The organism is Amylolactobacillus amylotrophicus DSM 20534, assembly GCF_001434555.1.
GTDB lineage: Bacteria > Bacillota > Bacilli > Lactobacillales > Lactobacillaceae > Amylolactobacillus > Amylolactobacillus amylophilus.
On sequence record NZ_AZCV01000002.1, the window covers coordinates 296,361 to 308,803 of the forward strand.

The 12,443-nt window shown below is 45.7% G+C and carries 14 protein-coding genes; 6 read left to right on the plus strand and 8 right to left on the minus strand.

Translation table 11 applies throughout. From position 1 onward, the window contains the following. Positions 1-18 precede the first annotated feature (18 nt). On the minus strand, positions 19-684 hold the full coding sequence (locus FC62_RS04320; RefSeq protein WP_056945876.1) for an alpha/beta fold hydrolase: 666 nt from the start codon (positions 682-684) through the stop codon (positions 19-21). Between the two features lie 90 nt (positions 685-774). On the opposite strand from FC62_RS04320, the gene FC62_RS04325 reads away from it, so the two are divergent. Continuing rightward, on the plus strand, positions 775-1,002 hold the full coding sequence (locus tag FC62_RS04325) for a hypothetical protein (RefSeq protein ID WP_054746159.1): 228 nt from the start codon (positions 775-777) through the stop codon (positions 1,000-1,002). A gap of 78 nt (positions 1,003-1,080) precedes the next feature. Here the strand turns inward: FC62_RS04325 and FC62_RS04330 are convergent, their stop codons facing one another. Continuing rightward, the gene (locus tag FC62_RS04330; RefSeq protein ID WP_056945875.1) at positions 1,081-1,833 is read right to left on the minus strand and encodes an alpha/beta fold hydrolase; all 753 of its coding nucleotides are present in this window, start codon (positions 1,831-1,833) and stop codon (positions 1,081-1,083) included. Positions 1,834-1,935: 102 nt separating this feature from the next. Between FC62_RS04330 and FC62_RS04335 the strand changes: the two genes are divergently transcribed. Then, a complete protein-coding gene (locus tag FC62_RS04335) occupies positions 1,936-2,901 on the plus strand; it encodes a DUF1002 domain-containing protein (RefSeq protein WP_056945874.1) in 966 nt (321 codons plus the stop codon). Between the two features lie 101 nt (positions 2,902-3,002). On the opposite strand, the gene FC62_RS04340 is transcribed toward FC62_RS04335, so the two are convergent. Beyond that, positions 3,003-3,674 (minus strand): Fic family protein, encoded by a 672-nt coding sequence (locus FC62_RS04340; RefSeq protein WP_054746161.1) that lies wholly within the window; start codon positions 3,672-3,674, stop codon positions 3,003-3,005. A 14-nt stretch (positions 3,675-3,688) separates the two neighbouring features. Then, entirely contained in the window at positions 3,689-4,390 is a 702-nt protein-coding gene (locus FC62_RS04345) for a ribonuclease H family protein (protein WP_054746162.1), read from the minus strand. 138 nt (positions 4,391-4,528) lie between these two features. Here FC62_RS04345 and FC62_RS04350 point away from each other — a divergent pair, with 138 nt between their 5' ends. Further along, on the plus strand, positions 4,529-5,359 hold the full coding sequence (locus FC62_RS04350) for an alpha/beta hydrolase (RefSeq protein WP_082611540.1): 831 nt from the start codon (positions 4,529-4,531) through the stop codon (positions 5,357-5,359). 82 nt (positions 5,360-5,441) lie between these two features. Here the strand turns inward: FC62_RS04350 and FC62_RS04355 are convergent, their stop codons facing one another. The 4 genes from FC62_RS04355 to FC62_RS04370 form a co-directional block, all read right to left on the minus strand. After that, entirely contained in the window at positions 5,442-5,729 is a 288-nt protein-coding gene (locus tag FC62_RS04355) for a hypothetical protein (protein WP_054746163.1), read from the minus strand. Then, positions 5,726-6,277, minus strand: a complete 552-nt coding sequence (locus FC62_RS04360; RefSeq protein WP_056945872.1) for a DUF6036 family nucleotidyltransferase — start codon at positions 6,275-6,277, stop codon at positions 5,726-5,728. The genes FC62_RS04355 and FC62_RS04360 overlap by 4 nt, the downstream gene beginning before the upstream one ends. 256 nt (positions 6,278-6,533) lie before the next feature. Then, on the minus strand, positions 6,534-7,154 hold the full coding sequence (locus tag FC62_RS04365; RefSeq protein ID WP_057890710.1) for an alpha/beta hydrolase: 621 nt from the start codon (positions 7,152-7,154) through the stop codon (positions 6,534-6,536). Position 7,155: 1 nt separating this feature from the next. After that, a complete protein-coding gene (locus FC62_RS04370) occupies positions 7,156-8,121 on the minus strand; it encodes a ring-cleaving dioxygenase (protein ID WP_056945870.1) in 966 nt (321 codons plus the stop codon). A gap of 222 nt (positions 8,122-8,343) precedes the next feature. On the opposite strand from FC62_RS04370, the gene FC62_RS04375 reads away from it, so the two are divergent. From FC62_RS04375 to FC62_RS04385, 3 genes are all read left to right on the plus strand, one after another. Continuing rightward, on the plus strand, positions 8,344-11,091 hold the full coding sequence (locus FC62_RS04375; RefSeq protein ID WP_056945869.1) for a YhgE/Pip domain-containing protein: 2,748 nt from the start codon (positions 8,344-8,346) through the stop codon (positions 11,089-11,091). A gap of 62 nt (positions 11,092-11,153) precedes the next feature. After that, positions 11,154-11,672 (plus strand): GNAT family N-acetyltransferase, encoded by a 519-nt coding sequence (locus FC62_RS04380; protein WP_054746167.1) that lies wholly within the window; start codon positions 11,154-11,156, stop codon positions 11,670-11,672. Between the two features lie 31 nt (positions 11,673-11,703). Further along, positions 11,704-12,396 (plus strand): zinc metallopeptidase, encoded by a 693-nt coding sequence (locus FC62_RS04385; protein ID WP_056945868.1) that lies wholly within the window; start codon positions 11,704-11,706, stop codon positions 12,394-12,396. Positions 12,397-12,443 lie beyond the last annotated feature (47 nt).

Genomic DNA, 12,443 nt, shown 5'->3' on the forward strand with positions numbered 1-12,443 from the left:
TATTCAACAATCACAGTTTTACGATTCCTCGATGAAGAAGTCCTTCATGAGTCCCAGCAGCTTGAGGCTGTGTACAACATAGCTTGCGTGTGTCTGGCGGGGCATCACAACAATCCGGCTATCCGGAATCTGTTCTGCAAACTCGCGTGTATGCTCGACCTTCACCACATCTTTCTCACCCACAACGCAAAGCGTCTTTGCTCTAATTCGCTGCAATTCGGTATTCGTGATATCTGGCTCGGTCAGCATCATCGTGACTTCCTGCTTCCGCTGGAAAAAGTTCAAAAAATTATTCTTTACTTGCTCTCTTTTGAGCAACCCATTTGGATGAACATTCGCACCCGCGACCATCAGGCGGGGCACCAGATTAGGATACTGGCTGGCGAGCATCAGGCCCACAATTCCGCCGTCGCTATAACCGAAGACGAACGGATGGCGTAAATCGAGCTTCCTAATGAAGGCCGCCACATCCCCGACGTAGGTCTGATAATGGTATTCTCCTGTTGATTCGCTCAGGCCGTGTCCGCGAGCGTCGAGGGCATAGACCGTGTAGTACAAGGCCAAAGGCGCAATGATTTTATCAAAAATGGTACTGTCTTCTTGATTGCCGTGCAGCAGAATCAACGGGTGGCCCGAACCGGCCTGTTGATAATTCAATTCGACATCGTTAACTTTAATTCGCATATCTTCCCCTGTCACTAAAACCCTATTTCTTTTATTTTACACTCTCTAACTGGTAAAATTACAGTAACAATAATGTAAGGAGTGTTGCTGATGAATAACGAAACGGTTTTCTTCAATCCTGGTGATGCAATTGCTAACTCGCGCGACTTCCGTGAGGCACGGCGCAGTGCAGAAATCTTCAAAACAGAACGCCCCACAGAGCGCAAAATTGTGATTGCGGAGGCTGACGGCAAGGAACTATTTGCAGTCTACTACGCCGACACCCAAAAGACCGCAGAGGCCGGCGGAACTGCGCATCACATCAAGGATGAGTTATAGTTTAGTATGAGTCCACGAAAGTGGGCTTTTTCTATTATAGCATTGCTCGTCAGGGCGTTTTAACAATCAGCCAGCTCACTAATGCAGATTTGCTTGGAAAAATTGCACTGTCTGCTCCATGATACCAGCCGTCAGCATGTGGCCATACTGATTAGTATGCACGAACGTCAGCTGTTGATTCGCCGGATGGTTCTTAGTATGCTCGTAGAAGTCGGCCACATGCGCAAATGGAATGCGTTTATCCTGCTCGTCGTGCCAGACGTAAAACGGGCGATTATTGATCAGCTCCGGGTGGACCGAGAGGTCAAACGCCCTGACCCAACTCAAACTCAGCTCAAGCGCACGCGGTACTTGAATACTGTTTGCCCGAGCATGCGCAAACACAAGCTTACGGTAGTTTACCAACTCAGGTGTGCCCATCAGACACGCAGCAGCCTGAATATTTGGGTTGGCACTCAGCAATGCGGATGCGGTCATTCCACCCATCGAGACGCCAGCAACGCCAACACGTGCTGGGTCAATCAGCTCTAACTCGGTGGCATGGGCCACAATTTGGTTAAACTCATTAATGTTAGCGTTAATGGTCTGCCAAAAGGTGAAGGACGGCAATGGTGCAACCTCGGCCCACCGCTCACCGTGATTTAGGGCATCGGGCACAAGTACACGAAACCCGACGTCCGCCAGCTTGCGCACATTGGTCAGTACAAGTTCTTTATTCGAGCGCCAGCCATGATAATAGACAATCGCCGGGATAATCTGGCCTTCCGTCTCGGCCGGGAAGACCTCCAGTAGTGGAATTTGGTTGAAGTGTCGTTTACGAATAGAAAGCATAAAATTCTCCTATTTTTTCTCTAAGTAATCATTAAAAAGAGCGTACGGTTCTTTTGCACTCGTAATTTTTGCTATAATAACAAGGACAAAGGAGCTAAAACAATGAAAAAGATTATTACATTCTTCACGTCCATTCTAACAGTTTTTGGCATTTTTTTTGCATTCAACAGTAGCATCAACACAGTAGTTGCCGCCGACGATGATCCCATGGTCACGCTGGGGACGTCCCTGACCAGCAGCCAGCGCGATGGCACAATCACAAAGCTGACGAATCCGCTGAACGGCGCGAACTATAACACAATCACCATCACTGGTACCGAGCTGGTGAAGTACCTGAATCCCTCCGGCTCCAACTTCAACACTAATTCCGGCGTTTGGTCCAGCGCGATGATTCAAAAGACCAATAACGGGTCCGGGATTAACGTCAAGATTCTGCCATACAACGGCAAGAACAACATTACCACCATTACGGCCAACCAATACAAAAACGCGGCACTGACGGCCGGGATTGCCGACGCGAATATCTACGTCACCAGTGCCGTGCCGATTGATGGTTCAGGAGCCCTCGCTGGCGTCTACGCGGCCTACGCCAAGAACGGTGAGGCACTGAATCAGCAGCAGGTTAACGCTGCCCAAGACGAAATGAACACCCTGAGCGATATCAATGAGCAGAATTCAGGTAAAGATGGGTATTCTGACGCCCAGTTAAACAATGCCGTTGCCGGTGCGAAGGCCGAGATGGCTAAAATTGGCGATAACGTCTCAAACAGCCAGATTGCGGATATCATCAACAATCAGATTACCATCAATAATCTTGGCGACGTCATCAATAACAATCAGAAACAACAAATCATTAACATCCTGATTAACGTCCGTGATTCGGGCGCTTTGAAGAACAGCAACTTCAAGGAGCAGGCCCAAAAACTCGGTACGCAGATCAAGGCTAGTGCCCAGAATATTTTCAACAAGTTGAATACGGCAGAGAACCGGAACTTCATCCAGAAAATCTGGGACGCAATCGTCAACTTCTTCCAGAACCTCGTGCAGACCATTAGCAACTGGTTCTAAGATCTCAGCCCAGATTGCCTGTGTGAATTTAGCGGGTAGCTGCCCGACATGACATAAAAGGAGCCCGAAAAATTGGGCTCCTTTTTGGTTGTGTAATTAGACTAGATTTGCGGGACCTGCACGGCAATATCGTATGCCCATGCCTTGATGGGTCCTAACTCACCAGTATGATAGAAGGACGCAATCTGATTATTATATTCTTCCCAGTGATCTAATGGAACGTTGATTAGGCCGGCACCGTCGTCAATCATGACTTTGTTGGCGACAAGTGTTGCGGTTCTCTTATTACCGTCCCAAAATAATTGACCACGCATCAAATGAAACATCAACGTTAGTGCCTTATCTGTCGTCGAGATATCAGCATTGAAAAGTTCATGCAAAAATTGATTTTCCTTAGTTTCATCAACCAACTCAGGTATAAATTGCTCATCCAACCCGAGCGTCACAGCTCCACGACCCGTTCTAAACTCGCCTGGAGCTAAAGAATCATGTGCGGCTACGATTCGGTTAACTTTTTGAGCAAAAGCTAGTGTGACGGGTTCAGCCGTTTCCGTAACGAACTGCCACGCCCGCTTCAGGTCCACAATCACGTTAATATCAGCTAACGAAACATCGGAAACAGCCATTCCATCGATGATTGTCTGGGTCTGGGACAAGGTAGTATTCACTCCTTCGAACCTGGCACTAGTGTGAACTAAATTAGTGAAATTCTGTCGTGCATACCTGATATTAGTTGCCCGATTAAGAACTATTTTATCTGGAAATTTTGTCATTATTTTTTCCCTCTTCACATCCGATCCATGGTCTGATTCAACAACTCATCGACGAACACGTTGCCCTGATTGTTCTCATGGCCCTTCGTCCATTCGAAATTCATCTGCTTGAAACGGGGTAGTAACCGATAAATGTCCTGCCACAGCTCTTTGTTAGCTAGTTCTCCGGCAGATCTAGTCCAACCACGCTTAGCCCAGCCGTAGATCCACCGCTTCGTGAAAGCCTGCAGGACATATTGCGAGTCTAACACGAACAATAGTTTCTGTTCATTTAGGCCCAGCTCAATTAATTTCCGCATAGCTGCCAACAACGCGGTAATCTCCATCTTGTTATTAGTCGCCCCAAGTTCACCTGCCGAGGCAGAGATATTCTGGCCAGCCACCTGTATCAAGTAGGCCCAGGCTGCTTTATCGCCTGTTCGCACATGCCCACCGGCAACATTACCAGTATTCCGCGAACCACCGTCCGTGTAAATGATTGCAGCATATTGAGCTAGCTTTGGCTGCTTCACCGGAGCCTTTTGTTGGGTAGGTGTCGGGAGTTTAGAACTCTGTATCCTAGCTGGCTCCTCACCTGCCAGAAAGGCCTTGGCGTCTTGTACAGAGCTAAAACTCTTGTAGACAGCTCCGGGAAAGCCATCAACCTGCCGTTTCGTATCGTCCCAATTGTAATAAATTCCCGTAATTCGGCCTTTTCTTACTGCGTAGTATTTCATAATCGTCCTTCGCTATAGCTATTATAATTAATGTGTTAGAATATCAAGAGTATTTTAACATGAAAAATCTGGGAGGTGGTCAAGTTGGCTAAACAAATAAAAGAACCTAGTTTCGCACACTTGGTGCTACTTGGTCTCATGGCGACTTTCCCTCCCACCCGCTTTCTGCTAAACCTCCACCGCAAGAAAATAATCGATCATTCAACCATTGAGGAGAAGCCCCACCACCTGACCCAGATTCCCGTCATTTACATTCACGGCTTCCGGGGGGGCGACTACACAACAAAGGTGATGGTCGACGAGGCACTGAAGCAGAAGGGTAACCCCAAGTTTCTGAAGGTGACGGTCGACCTCTTCAAGAATGTGACACTAGAGGGCACATGGACCGCTGACGAGAATCCTGTTATACAACTGATTTTCCAGCAGAAGATTGTTGGGGTATACGCAATTTGCTACTACCTCAACTATATTCTACCGTTCCTGGCCAAAAAATATCATTTCGTCAAGTACAATGCAGTCGGGCACAGCCTTGGTGCACCAAGTATTATCAGGACTGAGATGAAGTCACCGAAGCGAAAGAGCTCGTTTCCCCACTTACAGAAGGTAGCCCTCGTGGCGGGTCCGTTTGACGGCGTAATGTTTCTCGGCGATATCCCAAACGTCAACTATCTCAACCGGCGGGGCCGCCCACTCCTGATGAATCTGAGCTATCTCAGTATGCTACTCAACCGCCGTAAGTTTCCGGAGAACATCTCGGTTTTGAACGTCTATGGTAACGTCGAAGACGAGACCAACACAGATAAATTTATCTCCGTCGTTTCCGCCAAATCGATTAGGTACATCCTGGCACCAATCGTGCGGCGGTTCAGCGAGGTTGAGGTGCGCGGAGCAGCAGCCGAACACAGCGAGATGCACGATAACCAACTGGTAATCGGGATCGTCAACAGTTTCATCTATTCGAACAAATAAATGCCAATTAACTCACAAATCCACTAGAAAAAATCCTTATTTGCAGGCTAATGAAGCTTGTAAATAAGGATTTTTTACTTTATCAGGCATGCTGCCACCGCGACACAGCCTCTTGGTAGCGCCAATTATCTTTTGCTGGCTCGGAATATTCAACAACTATCTGCCAAATAATAGTAGTCTTATCCATTGCCAATTCTAAAATGGCTTTCTGCCACTCCTGCAGCTTTCCCGATTCAGTAATAACTTTCACATCATCTGCCGTAATCAACGTTGCTGCGCGGCTTATATGCTTGTTTAAATACCTAATCCAGAGCTTGAAAGACCATTGTGACTCTTCCGCCGCCTTAATATAGTACTGTGCAATGTTCATATCAAGTACCTCTTCAATTCTGGATTATCACGGACCTGCTCATCAAATGAACCCCTCCCAAAAGCGTTAATATAGGCTTCAACAATTACCGCCGGATCAGTAGTTCCATCGGAGTATTCATAAATTTTCATTATACTTGCTAAATCATGTTTGTTTAAAGCAATCATCAACTCTTTAATATCTTCTCTATCTTTTACCCTAGAAGATACAATTTTATCTTCAAATATAGTTTCAAGTGAAGCAATATTGACTGTTAAGTTTGTACCTGCGTAAATGGTAGTCTCTTGGTCTAAATTGTTGTTAGAAATGATATTTTGAATACTATTATTCAGCCAAGGACTGGAGTTAGTCCCTACACCATATTCATTACCAACTTCGTCAATTAATCTATCTATCTTTTCGTTAGATTCATAAAACGCATCAATATCGCTGGTAGCTTTTAATCCATAATACTCTAGAACAAAGCCACCTACACAGTGAATATCCAATTCTAAATTTTCACGAGCGAGTTTTTTGTTTAAGCTATCAAATAATTTAATATATTCCATACAAAACATCCCTCACATTTACCATAACTAGCTTCACAACAGATTGTATCACGACATAACAGTTATCTACCATTTTATCTATCATTTATCGCTCACTTTATCTACCATTCCGTTTTTTTAGGCAAAATAATACCCCGAAGGAATCTTCGGGGTATTTGTTGGCGGCTATTTTTGTCGCCGATTTTAATCTTCTCTACAAATATAATTTTACTTATTTTACTGCCTAAATTTCGCTTAACTAAGGGATTAGCTTTGATTACAAGATATGCTCGTCGTACCACTGCTTAGCTGCAACCATCTCGTCACGGTTGATGTTATGTGACTGCTGGTGATTGAAAATTGTGTAGTCCATGCCAGCCGCATTGATCTCGCCCACCAGAAACTCAAAATTATCCGCACTCACGATTGGGTCACGGTCACCGTGTGATAACCAGACCTTATTCTCTGGCAAACGCGGAATCTTCGGCGATTCCTTCAAGGCCATTGGGTGGAACAGGATGGCATTTCTAAACTGGACATACTTCTCCAACATGCTGTAAATCGCAACATTCGCCCCGTTGGAGTAACCAATTACCGTCAGCTTAGTAACGTCAAATCCATGTTCTTTGGCCAATAGGTCAACCTGCTCCAGCAGCCAGTCGGTCTCGCTACTCAGACTCTCGAGGTCAAACCCACCACTCGCTGTGTGGTTAAAATAACGGGTTTGCCCATTTTCTACCAACCTTCCGCGTATACCAATCAAAGTCGCCTTAGCGTTGATCAGTCGCGCAATCGGCACAAGATCCTTCTCGTTTCCACCGGTGCCATGGAGCATCAAGATTGGGTGCTCGTTATCCTCACATTTTTCGAAGAAGTAGTTTGCTGTAATTTCGGCCATCTTATTTTCCCTTCGGTGAATCTGTATTGAATGGGACTAAGTGCGCCTCGATGTCCTCCCGTTCGCTCTCTAGGAACGGTGGCAACTCTAGGTGAACACCAGCTTCCTCGTAGGTTTCGTCTAATAGGAAGCCAGGACCGTTTGTAGCAATTTCGAAAAGCACGCCGATGCCCGGTCTGAAGTACTCAGACTTGAAGTAGAAACGGTCAACGAAGCCTGAGTTTGGCAAGTTGTAATTCCGAATCTTGTCAATCCACTCACGCAGAGCTGGTTCATCTTCAACTGAGAAAGCAATGTGGTGCACTGTGCCGTATCCTTGGAACTGGTCTAGCATAATCTCAGAATTTTCCACAATAATCTGCGCGCCATGACCGTTACCGTGGAGTTCATAGAGGTAGAGGTCACCATCGCGGTCTATTTGCTTGAAGCCCATCAGATCCGTCAGGACCTTGTCCATCCGGTTGAAGTAGTTCACGGTCACAAAGCTCGGTCCAAGGCCGACAATTGCGTATTCCTCAGGAATTGGTGAGTAACGGTAGTAATCACCGCCACCTAGGCCATAGTTCTTCTCGTCAGAGACCAGTTGATACTGTTGGTCATCGAAATCGTAGAAGTAGAGGTACTTTGCACCGAAACGCTCCTTGATTGCGGTATGCTCGACATTATTCTTGTCAAAGTGACCAGCCCACCACTCGAGTGCCCGATCATTTGGAACACGGAAGCCGATTCTAGTAATACCGTTCTTACCTTGTCTACCCTTAGGGATTCCTGGGAAGTCGAAGAATGTCAAATCAGTACCAGCCTTACCTTGGTCATCAGTGAAATACAGATGATAGGTCCGAACATCGTCTTGGTTCACCGTTTTTTTAATGAGGTGTAAACCGAGAATATTTGTCATAAAATCAAAAATTTTGGGAGCATCCGACATAATTGCAGTAATGTGATGCAAGCCAATTAATTCTGTCATGTGGGGGTTCCTCCTGTATAATAAGTATTAACAACCTTACAAATATAATAATACTTATTTTTTGTAAGTAAAGTTTTTTATTCTATTTTGCGTATTTTTTTAACCATAGGTATTTTAAGTCTAAGACAGTAAATTTTATTAAGAATTTTTTTAATCGGGCAAAAATATTTGGAATTATACTATCCTAGTATATAATTGTTTCTTTGAGGAGATTTGATACACATGAAGAAGATTCTACAATTATTCGTACTTGACTGGAAAAGAATATTCAAGAGCCCCCTAGCCACACTACTGTTTGTGGCCCTTTTAATTCTACCGGCACTATATTGTTGGTTTAACGTTTGGGCCCTCTGGGATCCCTATTCCAACACTTCGGACCTGAAGATTGCAGTCTACGCCGAGGATACGGGCACCAAATTCGATGACAAGGAAATAAACGTCGGGAAGGAACTGACGTCGCAGCTGAAGCATAACGATAAACTCGGCTGGACATTTGTCTCGAACAAACACACCGTTACAGAAGGCGTTAAGAGCGGCAAATACTATGCGGGTATTTACGTACCCAAGAATTTCTCAAAGGACCTACTGACTTTTGTCAACGGTAAGGTGACAAAGCCCAAGCTGGAATATTACGTCAACACCAAGATCAACGCTGTTGCACCCAAAATCACCGATACCGGGGCAAGCACCCTTCAGACCACCATCTCTGACGAATTCCAGACCACGGTCGGTAAGACGCTTGTGACTGTTCTCAACAAAGCCGGGATTGACCTTCAGAATAACCTACCAATGTTACAACGGTTTGCATCCCTCATCACCGAGACAAATGCAGATTTACCGACTATCGAGGGCTATTTGAATGAAATACAGACCGTTAAGCAGAAGCTACCAGAGTTAGATGAGAAGCTGGACCAAGCGAACCAAATCACCAAGTTTATTCCCGAAATAAATCAATTCAGCACCAAATTAATTGCCGCTAACCAATATCTCCCCCTAGTAGATAACGTGGGTCAAATGTCACTACAGGCTCAACAGAACATTCCAAACATCAAAAATGCTGGCACACTTTTGAACAACGCGGACAGCAACTTTGATAATGCGGCGGAGACATTAGACACCAGCCTAACTGTGTTGCAACAGAGTTCAACACTACTGACGAAGCTAGAGGCTGCCATGCCTGATATCAAACAGTTCAGTCAGGATGCAGAGAGTTTAACAACCTACACCAAGGGCTCACTCATTCCAGCCCTGAAGGCGGCCCTTCCCGTGGTTGACTCTACTGTGAAATCCGCCTTAAGCATTGTCCAAACCACTGTCACCGATGTTAATGATCTCTCCAGCCAACTGATTAAATTGATTAATGAACTTCAAAACGACCCCAATAGTGCACAACTCAAGCAGGATATTGAGGCAATCTTAACCAACATGGCGGAAGATACCGCAACTATTACCCGGGTCAACACCAGTCTGCGCAATACGCTCCAAAATGTAGAGGACGTTTACAACCAGATTGCACAAAATGCTGGATTACCACAATCTACATTACTTCAACCGATCATCAGCCGCCTAGACACGCTCATCGATACAGCGAAGTCGAGCAACCAACTCATTCAAGATATCAAAGAAAACATGCCGCAGATTAGTGCCGACGAGCTAATTAGCAAGCTCAACAACCTGATAACAGTCAACAAGCAGATTTCTGCTGGCATCGACCAACTAAACGCATTGAATATTGCCGGAACGGTGAGCGACTTTTTGGACAAAACAGCGTCGTTACTGGCTGATGCAAGTAAGTCACTTCAGACAGTTAACTCCGAGCTATTGCCACTAGTTCCAGACTTACTCACAAACACCAAAACCGTCCTCAACCAATTAACTAGCTTCTTAAAGAAGGTCCAGACTGATACGCCAATAATCAAATCTGCCTTACACGGGGCAAACACGCTAGTTAACGACAACATGGGCACGATTGTATCAGGTATTAATGCGTTAGCGAATCTCTACAAAGGTGACTATCCTGAGTTAAAGCTCAAATTAACACGATTGATGTTACTGGCACAAAACGACTTACCACGCATCGAGCGTGAACTGACTGATGCCATCAACTTAGCAAACGAGAAGATGCCTGAGGTCAAAGCCGGACTGGCTACTGCTGACAAGTTCATCAAGGAGGATTGGCCGACTCTGAAGGCTGGGATCCAGAAGGGTTCGAAGATTCTAGACAAAGTTGAACACACTGTCGACATGGATAAGCTGATCAAGTTGCTCAAAAGAGATGCAAACAAGGAAGCAAACTTCCTTGCTAATCCGGTTGAATTAGAGACGAACACGCTCTACCCAATTCCTACCTATGGCTCACAGAGTGCACCATTCTACACCGCCCTTTGTATCTGGGTTGGTGCCCTACTCCTTTCAAGTGTCATCTCGACAGACTTTGTCCTTTCTGACAAGCAAAAGAAGCAGTATTCGAAACGCCAACAGTACTTTGCGCGTTATCTGACATTCCTCGTAGTTGGGCTCACTCAAGCCATCATTGTGACGCTCGGTAACATGTTCTTAATTCACGCTTACGTTGCGTCACCTGTCTGGTTCGTCTTCACCACAATGTTCATCGCATTCGCCTTCTTTAGTGTCCTCTACTCGCTTGTCGCGTTATTCGGGAACATTGGTAAGGGAATCGGAATCATCATCCTGGTCCTCTCCATTTCTGGTGCAGGTGGTAACTTCCCGGTTGTGCTATCTGGCAAGTTCTTCCAGGCGATTAATCCATTCCTGCCGTTCACTTATGCGGTCAATGCGCTGCGTGAAACTGTCGGTGGTATCTACTGGAACAACTTCAGATTGGACTGGCTCTTCCTCGGTGGCGTTGGGCTCTTGTTCCTGATTATTGGTGCAATCCTCATCACAGCCATCCATCCCTGGATTGAACGGATCCACAAGAGTGCCCAGAAGAGCATGATTATTCATTAGACGCTTCGGCCGCTTATATTACATATTTATATGATAAAATAGGCTCAATGGAGGGCGAACTAATGAAACGCTTTGAACTATACCATCCCATCATGACCAAAAGATATAATCTCGACTGGCTCAACAAATTCACGGTCAAGGAGATTAATCCTTTAAGAGCTAACCAAGATGTTGCACTGAGTGCCGGCCGCACTGCTGATTTCGATTTAGAAGCCACTGTGAAGTTTATTCAAGATGCCATGCGCCAGGTAATGAAAGATCAATCGCTTATTTGGGGCATTGCAGAACGCTCCTCAAAGGAGTTTCTAGGCGAATTTGCGCTACTAAACTATGACGCAGAAGAGCGTACAATGGAACTGCACTATGAGTTGTTACCTGCGGCGCAGAATCATGGCGTAATGACCGAGATTCTAAAGCACATGATTGAGTTCTCATTTAAGGAACTTGGCCTGCAGTATCTAAAGGCAGTCACACCAATTAACAATGTGGTGGCACAACACCAGTTAGAACAGCTCGGTTTTGCACGGACCATTCAAACTAAACAAAGCATCCATTACAGACTCTATTCAACTGAACAGTAATTAACCATCATTTAAACATTGTGAGGTGTCTATGTTTCCATTCTTCTTTGACCCATACTATTTCCTAGTAATCATTGGCCTCCTAATAACTGGGTGGGCCGCAATCAACGTTAAATCAACTTTTGCACGGTATGATAAAGTTCGTAGCCACAAGAACATCACGGCGCGAGAAGCGGCAGAGTACATTCTCGAACACGCCGGCATTCATGATGTCGAGGTACGCCAGATTAGCGGTAATCTAACCGACAACTACAACGGCCGCGACAAGACGCTCAACCTCTCGGATTCAACAGCAAACTCCACATCTGTAGCGGCTATCGGCGTGGCCGCACATGAGGTGGGACACGCAATTCAAGATGCCCACAACTACCAGCCAATGCGCCTCCGCGCGGGCTTAGTACCCGTCGTGAATCTCGGTTCGACCTTGGCAATGCCACTAATCCTCATCGGGATAATTCTCGGCATGAACCAAACCTTGATTTATGCCGGTATCTGGGCTTTCGCCGCAGTTGTGCTTTTCCAACTGGTGACCTTACCCGTAGAATTCAACGCCTCTAACCGTGCCATCGCGATTCTGGGTGAGAGCGCACTCCTAGATAGTACGGAGATTCCCGCAGTCAAAAAGGTGCTGCGTGCTGCGGCCCTAACCTACGTTGCGGCAGTGCTTTCCACATTACTACAGTTACTACGTCTCGTCTTGTTGTTCACGAATCGAGACGACTAACTAATAACTAATTAAATCAACTAATTCATATTACAAGGAGGAGTGTA

What these genes read in the sequence shown, in the direction of transcription:
- FC62_RS04325 (WP_054746159.1), top strand. Translation starts at nt 775, where the DNA reads ATGAATAACGAAACGGTTTTCTTCAATCCTGGTGATGCAATTGCTAAC.
- FC62_RS04385 (WP_056945868.1), top strand. Translation starts at nt 11,704, where the DNA reads ATGTTTCCATTCTTCTTTGACCCATACTATTTCCTAGTAATCATTGGC.
- FC62_RS04335 (WP_056945874.1), top strand. Translation starts at nt 1,936, where the DNA reads ATGAAAAAGATTATTACATTCTTCACGTCCATTCTAACAGTTTTTGGC.
- FC62_RS04355 (WP_054746163.1), bottom strand. Translation starts at nt 5,729, where the DNA reads ATGAACATTGCACAGTACTATATTAAGGCGGCGGAAGAGTCACAATGG.
- FC62_RS04345 (WP_054746162.1), bottom strand. Translation starts at nt 4,390, where the DNA reads ATGAAATACTACGCAGTAAGAAAAGGCCGAATTACGGGAATTTATTAC.
- FC62_RS04375 (WP_056945869.1), top strand. Translation starts at nt 8,344, where the DNA reads ATGAAGAAGATTCTACAATTATTCGTACTTGACTGGAAAAGAATATTC.
- FC62_RS04360 (WP_056945872.1), bottom strand. Translation starts at nt 6,277, where the DNA reads ATGGAATATATTAAATTATTTGATAGCTTAAACAAAAAACTCGCTCGT.
- FC62_RS04365 (WP_057890710.1), bottom strand. Translation starts at nt 7,154, where the DNA reads ATGGCCGAAATTACAGCAAACTACTTCTTCGAAAAATGTGAGGATAAC.
- FC62_RS04330 (WP_056945875.1), bottom strand. Translation starts at nt 1,833, where the DNA reads ATGCTTTCTATTCGTAAACGACACTTCAACCAAATTCCACTACTGGAG.
- FC62_RS04380 (WP_054746167.1), top strand. Translation starts at nt 11,154, where the DNA reads ATGAAACGCTTTGAACTATACCATCCCATCATGACCAAAAGATATAAT.
- FC62_RS04350 (WP_082611540.1), top strand. Translation starts at nt 4,529, where the DNA reads ATGGCGACTTTCCCTCCCACCCGCTTTCTGCTAAACCTCCACCGCAAG.
- FC62_RS04370 (WP_056945870.1), bottom strand. Translation starts at nt 8,121, where the DNA reads ATGACAGAATTAATTGGCTTGCATCACATTACTGCAATTATGTCGGAT.
- FC62_RS04320 (WP_056945876.1), bottom strand. Translation starts at nt 684, where the DNA reads ATGCGAATTAAAGTTAACGATGTCGAATTGAATTATCAACAGGCCGGT.
- FC62_RS04340 (WP_054746161.1), bottom strand. Translation starts at nt 3,674, where the DNA reads ATGACAAAATTTCCAGATAAAATAGTTCTTAATCGGGCAACTAATATC.